Origin of the sequence: Steroidobacter sp., assembly GCF_016790065.1 — a bacterium.
Lineage (GTDB): Bacteria > Pseudomonadota > Gammaproteobacteria > Steroidobacterales > Steroidobacteraceae > Steroidobacter.
In genome coordinates this window covers 1-7,214 of the sequence record NZ_JAEUPY010000676.1, presented here as the reverse complement: position 1 = coordinate 7,214, position 7,214 = coordinate 1, and the positions used below count along the sequence as shown (strand labels likewise).

At 60.9% G+C, this 7,214-nt stretch carries 6 protein-coding genes; 1 reads left to right on the top strand and 5 read right to left on the bottom strand.

Annotated features, from left to right (window positions below):
* The 3 genes from JNL55_RS27920 to JNL55_RS27910 form a co-directional block, all read right to left on the bottom strand.
* Positions 1-675: hypothetical protein (locus JNL55_RS27920; RefSeq protein ID WP_293862442.1), on the bottom strand; the 675-nt coding region annotated here is incomplete at its 3' end.
* An 8-nt stretch (positions 676-683) separates the two neighbouring features.
* Positions 684-1,121, bottom strand: coding sequence for a DUF6152 family protein (locus tag JNL55_RS27915; protein WP_293862439.1), 438 nt, complete (start codon positions 1,119-1,121; stop codon positions 684-686).
* Between the two features lie 35 nt (positions 1,122-1,156).
* Positions 1,157-3,733 carry a TonB-dependent receptor gene (locus tag JNL55_RS27910; protein ID WP_293862436.1) on the bottom strand — a complete coding sequence of 859 codons (2,577 nt, stop codon included), beginning with the start codon at positions 3,731-3,733 and terminating at the stop codon, positions 1,157-1,159.
* 370 nt (positions 3,734-4,103) lie between these two features.
* Between JNL55_RS27910 and JNL55_RS27905 the strand changes: the two genes are divergently transcribed.
* On the top strand, positions 4,104-5,552 hold the full coding sequence (locus tag JNL55_RS27905) for an esterase-like activity of phytase family protein (RefSeq protein ID WP_293862433.1): 1,449 nt from the start codon (positions 4,104-4,106) through the stop codon (positions 5,550-5,552).
* Between the two features lie 61 nt (positions 5,553-5,613).
* Here the strand turns inward: JNL55_RS27905 and JNL55_RS27900 are convergent, their stop codons facing one another.
* Both JNL55_RS27900 and JNL55_RS27895 read right to left on the bottom strand, forming a co-directional pair.
* Positions 5,614-6,555: an SMP-30/gluconolactonase/LRE family protein gene (locus JNL55_RS27900; protein ID WP_293862430.1), complete on the bottom strand. Its 942-nt coding sequence runs from the start codon at positions 6,553-6,555 to the stop codon at positions 5,614-5,616.
* 14 nt (positions 6,556-6,569) lie between these two features.
* Positions 6,570-7,214: TonB-dependent receptor domain-containing protein (locus JNL55_RS27895; RefSeq protein WP_293862427.1), on the bottom strand; the 645-nt coding region annotated here is incomplete at its 5' end.

Below are 7,214 nucleotides of genomic sequence, written 5' to 3'. Positions count from 1 at the left end.
CTGCACGCTCAAGCTCCAGGGCGTGGAGAACACGTTGGGATCTTCCAACGTGGCTTGGTATTCGATGGTGTTGGCATCGAGATACGTCCAGCGCTCGACCACGTGCAGCTTGGTGCTATGAAAATTGCCGGCGCGGTCCAGCCAGGTGTCTTCGGTGAAGTCCCGCACGTCGACCACCAGCGTGTCGCCTTCCCAATGAGCGCGCGAATCGCCGAGATAGAACTCGTTGTCGGTCACTTCCGGGTGCAACGTGCCGTTGGTGTGAATGGTCCGCACCGAATGGCCGAACTGAAACACCAAAGTCAGATCCCGATCACGCTGCAGGATTTGGAACGGCTCGCGGTAATAGATGCCGCGAGGTGTGCCGAGCGTCCAGCACTTCAGTCGAGGATCGTCCTTGTCGCGAGCCGCGAAGTTTTTCTTCTTGCGCTCCAACGCGGCCGGCAGATAAGGAATGGTCTTGCCTTCCACCACACCGGCACTCGGCGGCGCGTCGATACGCCCCGAGTGCGGTTCCAAGTCATAATCAGCCGAGCTGGTGGTTTCCCAGATGCCCGAAAAATCCGGCTTGCCGCTTTTCAGTCGCGGAATTTTTGGCGCAGCTGCTAAAGCCAGCGAACTGGTCAGCAATCCGCCGAGCAACAACGCCGCAACCCCTCTCATCCCTACACGCATCGTCTGCCTCACTGAATCAAGGCAGCGGTGGTGGTGGCCGGAGCATCTTGCGCACCGCCAGTCTGAAACGTGCGCCCGTCCGGCAAGGTCACGATCACCGAGTAACCGAAAGGACCACCGTTCTTGGCGAGGTAGCCGCGGATCTTCACTTCCGTGCCCGGCGCCACGTCGGCCTTGGTGAGGCCGAGTTTGGCGAGCTGGTTGGGCGCGCCGAACTCGACGCCCCAGTTGGTGACTTTGCCGCCCGGCTCGGTCACGTCGAAGTACAGCCAGCTATGCGGATTGACCCACTTGATCTTGGTCACCTTGCCTTTCAGATCGATGGGCTTATCGGCATCGAACTCGGCGGCGAACGCGTGATGCGCCGACACCGAGCTGGCGCCGGCTAACAGATAGCCGGCAGCCAATACGGACAGAAACGTTTTGCTAAAGAGGGCTCTGCTCATGACTTAAGCTCAGTTTGCGGCTCAGTGTGTTGCGCTCAGAAAGTGAAGGTCACGCCGCCCTGGATGAAGCGGCCCGAGGCGCCGTTCGGAGCGATGAACGAGTACGGGTTGATGCCGCTGGAACGGTTGCCGTTGACGTACTTGTCCGGGTACTTGTTGAACACGTTCTGCACCAGCAGATTCAGGCGCAGGCCGGCGCTGAATTCATAGTCGAAGCCCAGATCGATGTAAGTCTCGGGCGAGAACTCCTGATCGATGTTGCCGTTGGCGGTGGCCACACCCGGCACCGTGCCGACGTTGTAGGTGTAGCTGTCGTAGTACGTGCCGGTGAGATCCACCGACCACGCGCCCAAGCTGTAACGGCCGTTGAGGATGTACTTGTTTTCGGGAATGCCGGTCTCGGCATCGCGAATACGCGACGCACCGATCACCGCCGACGTGCCGATGTTGGTCAGCGGGTTCAGCTTGGTGACCTCGGTGTCGAGGAAGCTGGCTGCCGCAGTGATATCCAGTGTGCTGGCCGAGAAGTTGAACTGCTGACGGCCGACCAGATCGATACCGCGTGTACGCGAGTCCCACGCATTCACGTAGTACGTCGCTTGCGTGTAGCCAGCCAGGCCGATGGCGTTGAACGCTGCAGTGACGTTCGGTCCCTGAATGGTGTCGGTGATGGTGATGACATCATCGACATCGAGCTGATAGGCATCGATGGTCACCGAGCTGCTGCTGGTCGGACGCAACACCACACCCAACGAGAACGTGGTCGACTCTTCCGGATCCAGCGCCTTGGCACCGAAGGCCGCCGCCTGCGGATCGTTGGAGCGGAACAGACGGGTGCGGCCCGGCGTGAGAATGCTGGAGCCGTTGTTGGTGAAGGTGCTGGTGTAGCCGGTCGACTGCTGACCAAGCTGCGCCAGGCTCGGTGCATGGAAGCCCGTGCTCACCGTGCCGCGCAGAGCGACTTCAGGAATGAACTCGTAGCGACCCGTCAGGCGATAGTTGGTGGTGTTACCGAAGTCCGAGTAATCCTCGAAGCGCGCGGTCAAACCCAGGTCCAATTTATCGAACACGGTGAAGTCGAGGCCGGCGTAACCGCCGTACACGTTACGCGTCACCGAGCCGGCGTCGATCGGCTGAATGCCGGAAGTCGACGAACCGGTGGCCGCAATTACGCCCGAGGCTGTGTCGGTGGCGAAGTTGGCATTCGGGAACAGCGAGGCGTACTGAGCGTAGATGCCGCCCGGCAGATACAACGAAGCGACCGACTGACCGGCGAGCGGCCCGCTGGTGTAGCCGGCAGCGTCGCCCAGATCGGCGGTGCCCCAGTACTCGTGTCGATACAGCACACCCGACGACAACACGGTCGATTGCAAGCCTGGCAACTCCAGATCCTTGGTGTAGTCCGCGGTCACGCTGGTGGTGCGGCTCTTCCAGGAACCGAGATAGAACGACGTCGGGCTGTTGACGCCATAGCTGGGATTGATGGTGTTGTCGGTGTAACGGCCGGTTTCGTTCTGGCCGAACGACACGCCGACATCCAGATTGCCCAGTGTGTCGCTGTCGAAGCGCACGCCGGCGACGGCCGCGATGTCTTCGGCTTTGTAAGTCATGTTCGGCTGATAGCCGTTCGGATAAATCGGAATCACGGCGTTTTCAGAAACGCGGTTCGGATTGGTGGCGGTCGGCGAGCTGGTGTTGGCTTTGACGATGCGCTCCGGATTGACGTAGTTCATCGCCGACTTATCGGAATAGTTGGCCCAGCCGTAGGCGCGCACGTTGTCGCTCAAACCCAGTTCGGCATTGACCAACGCGGTCCAGTTGTCGCGATCCGACTGGCCCCACTGACCGTACTTCTTGTCGTACGTTTGGTTGCGCGAATCGCCGGTCGGGAACAGCTGACGCCAATCGGCTTCGCTGCGATCGACGTTGTCGTTCTTCAAACGATCGATGCTGACATTGACGAAGCCGTCTTCGCCGAGGCTGGTGGCCGCGTTGCCGAGCAACTGATAGGTGTCGCCGCCGCCGTCGCTGTAGCCGCCGTAACGGCCGCTGAGCTCGCCGCCCGAGGAGTCTTTACGCAGCACGATGTTGATGACGCCGGCGATGGCGTCGGAGCCGTACTGAGCGGCAGCGCCGTCACGCAGGACTTCTACACGCTCGATGGCGTTGACCGGAATGGTGTTGATGTCGACGACCTGAGCCGCCGGCCAAGGATCGGTGCCGGAGAGCTGTGCCGACAGATGACGACGTTTGCCGTTGACCAGCACCAGCGTGTACGCAGGACCGACGCCACGCAATGAGGCGGAGCGGACGCCCTGCCCCTTCACCGCGTTCTGACCTTGCGGGAAGTTGAAGGACGGATGCAGTTTCGACAGCGCCTGGTTGACGGTGACGGCGCCCGTCTCACGCAACTGTTCAGGCGTGATGACGTCGACCGGCGCGGTGCTGGTCAACGCAGTGGTGTTTTCACGAGCGGTGCCGAGCACGACGACGCTATCAATGACGCCGGCATCGGTGCCAGCTCCATTCGCATCTACTTCCTGCGCGTGCAATGTCGAAATCGAGTGGGCGCTCAACAAAGTAACAAAAGCCGCAGCAGAGACGCGACGCATGATGGCAATTCTTCCTCAATGAAACTACAGGCGGCGCAATCTAGCGACGCGAGCTCACGCGGCGAAATGCCATGTCGTTATTTACATTGTATGGAACCGTATGTGATCGATTTCTAACCTGGCCACGACCGAAAACGGGTCCGTTAGTGACCGCCATGCCTGCCGAGGCCGCGTTGTGACCTGCATGTAACTCCGGCGGTGAAGCCCTGTTACGGGGCATGACCGTTTCAGATGCGAATTTGCAGCGCTGGCGCGCAAATGCCGAACCGTCGCATTCCGGTCATCGAACAGAAATACGACCCCACGATTATGTCGCCGCCGCTAGTCCAACGCGTCGAGGTCGGCGCGTGAGCGCGCCGGAGTCGACACAATGAAGCGTCAAAATCATCTCTTGCGGTCTGCCGTGGCTTGCCTCGCCACCAGCGCTGCATCGTTCGCTGTTACTCAAGTACAGGCCGCGGAACTGCTCGAGCGCGCCGTATTGCCGAGTGCCAGCTTCTCCACCGGCCCCACCTCGGGCCAATTCGCTACCGGCGGCAACGGCGTCGTCACTCCTTTCATCAACAAGCAGCCAGTGCAAGGCTTCTCGGCCGTGCTGCCCGGTGCGCATGACGGCACCTACCTGGTGATGTCCGATAACGGCTTCGGCAACAAGGCCAACTCCAACGACGCGCTGCTGCGTGTGTATGCGGTTCGCCCCGACTTCGAAGCGGGCACCGTTGCGCCAGTGAATCGCTTCACCGGCGAGACGCTGAGCGACTTCACTTCGGAAAGCTTCATCACTTTGAGCGATCCGTGGAATCGCGTGCCGTTCGCCATCGTCGCCGACGGCGCCGTGTATCCGAGCACTCCAGTGGGCGGCGGCGCTGCCATTCCGGTCGATCCCAGCATCAAGGCCAATCGCTTGCTCACCGGTTCGGACTTCGACATCGAATCGATTCGTCGCGCGCCCGATGGCACGCTGTGGTTCGGCGATGAGTTCGGTCCGTACCTGATCCACACTGACTCCAAAGGCCGTGTGCTCGAAGCGCCGATTCCGTTGCCCAACTTCCGCAAGCTGCCCAGCACGCTCGGCGGTTCGGAAGTGAATCCGCTGATTCAAGCGGTGAGCAATCCGGTACGCACGTTGCCCGCCAATCTGGCGGACTCGGGCGGCTTCGAAGGCATGGCGTTGAATGCGAGCGGCACCAAGCTGTACGCATTGCTCGAGAAAGCTGTCGCTGGCGATCCGGTGCGCGAACGTCTGCTGATCAACGAGTTCAACCTCAAGGACCGCAAGTACACCGGCAAGACCTTCGCCTATCCGATGGAAAGCGCCAGCAACGCCATCGGCGACTTCACGGCACTGACCGACACGCAGTTCTTGATCATCGAACGTGACAGCGGCCAGGGCGACGCGAGCGACGTGCGCTTCACCAACCCGGCGCGCTTCAAGCGCATCTACAAAATCGACCTGAAGAGCGTCGACGCCAACGGCTTGCTCATCAAAGAAGAAGTGGCTGACTTGATGAACATCTACGATCCGCGCGACGTTGCCGGCGATGGCAAGGCGAAGACCGTGTTCACCTTCCCGTTCACCACCATCGAAGACGTGCTGGTGCTCGACAACAATCGCTTGCTGGTGATCAACGACAACAACTATCCAGGCTCGGCCGGCCGTGAGTTCGGCGTGCCGGACAACAACGAGTTCATCGTGATCCACACCGCCCCGCTGCTCGATTGCGACGGCGGCAAGCGTAAGGACAAGGATGCTCGCGACTGGTACGACGGTGGCCGCCATGACCGTGGCGACAAGGAGTGTCGTCCGGCGAAGAACTAACGCCGCCAGCCCGGAGCGCGTTCGATCAGTCCAGCCACTGTCGAACGCGCTCCGACTGCTACTACTTCACCCGACCAGCAAAACCGGGAGTGAGCACGGCGATTTTGTACGCCGCGCCCCGCCCCACCACATACAACGTCTGCTTGCCTTCACCCGCGAACGCCAGATTCTGCGGCGCCTTGGGCAACGCAATGGTGCCGAGCGCCTTGCCCTTGGCATCGAACACCTGAACGCCCGGCGTCGTGGCCACATACAAACGGCCCTTCGCATCCACTGCCAGCCCGTCCGCGCCGCTGGTGATGCCGGTTTCGGTTTTGGTCACGCCGTCGAGCTTGGCGAAGTTGCGGCGTTTGCCGACCGAGCCATCCTTGTTCACGTCGTACGCAAGCACGTGATCGCCGAAGGTGTTGGCGACGTACAAAGTCTTTTCGTCCGGGCTGAGCTGAATACCATTCGGCCGCTCAACATCGGTGACCAGACGCTGTAGTTCGCCTTTGGCCGGCAGGTAATACACCGCTGTCGGCACCACTGGTTTACCTGGCTCGGGTCGCGGACCCGGATCGGTGAAGTACACACCGCCGCGCTGGTCGACGACCAAGTCATTCGGTCGATTCAACGGCGCACCTTGAAACTTGTCGACGAGTACACGCTCACGCCCAGCAGGTGCCAGCACGGCGATACCTGGCTTGCCGGTCACCACTGCAACCAACTCACCGGCAGCGTTGAACGCAAGGCCGTTCGCACCGTTGCTGTTTTGCAGATATGGCGACGTGCTGTTGTCTGCGGCGATCCGAGTGATCTGATTGATCTGTGCCTCGGTGAAAGCCACCGAGCCATCAGGTAGCGCGATCGGCCCTTCCGTGCCCTGGAAGCCTTCTTTGATGAGCACGATGGGTGTGCCCGCGGAAACCACGCCATCGATGGCCGGCGCGACCAGCCCATCGGCGCTCGCTGCGAACGCCAGCAAGGCACTGGCCAATGGCCACAGTTTGATTGTTTTCATGTACAGATGTCCTATCAGAAGCTGGAGCGCAGGATCAGACCAACGTAGCGGCGCGGGCCGATGCCGTCGTAGCCCACCGGCGCGCTGTTACTGAAGTCGTTGACGCTGGTGGTGTACTTGGTATCGAGCGCGTTCTTGGCGACCAGGCTCAGCTCATACTTGGCCGACTGGGTTTCATGCGTAATGCCTGCGCCGAGGTCCGTGAGCGAGTAGCCTGCCTGCTCGCCATAGGGCGACAGCAGCTGCTCCAGGTTGTGACGCGAACGATAAATATGATTACCGAAGAAATGCGCGCCGAATCCCGAGGCCAACGGCAACTGGTAGTTGAAGCCGAAGATCCCGGTCCAGCGAGGCGCACCCACGATTTGACGATCCGTGTTGTTGCACACCACCACCGACGAGGGGAACGACCGTGGGCAGGTCGCGGTTGACCAGTCGGTGTAGTTGGCTTCGTTGTATGCCCCGCCGGCCGTGAACTGCAGGTTCTCGGTGACGCGGACAGCTGCATCGAACTCGGTGCCGACCGCACGAATCTCCGGAATGTTGCCGAGGCGCGAGCTGAAGCCGGTCGGCGACGTCGCATCGGGTTCGCTGGTGACATTCTGATAGTCACGCACGCGCGTGTAGTAGACGTTGACGTTCAAGGTCAGCAGATTGTC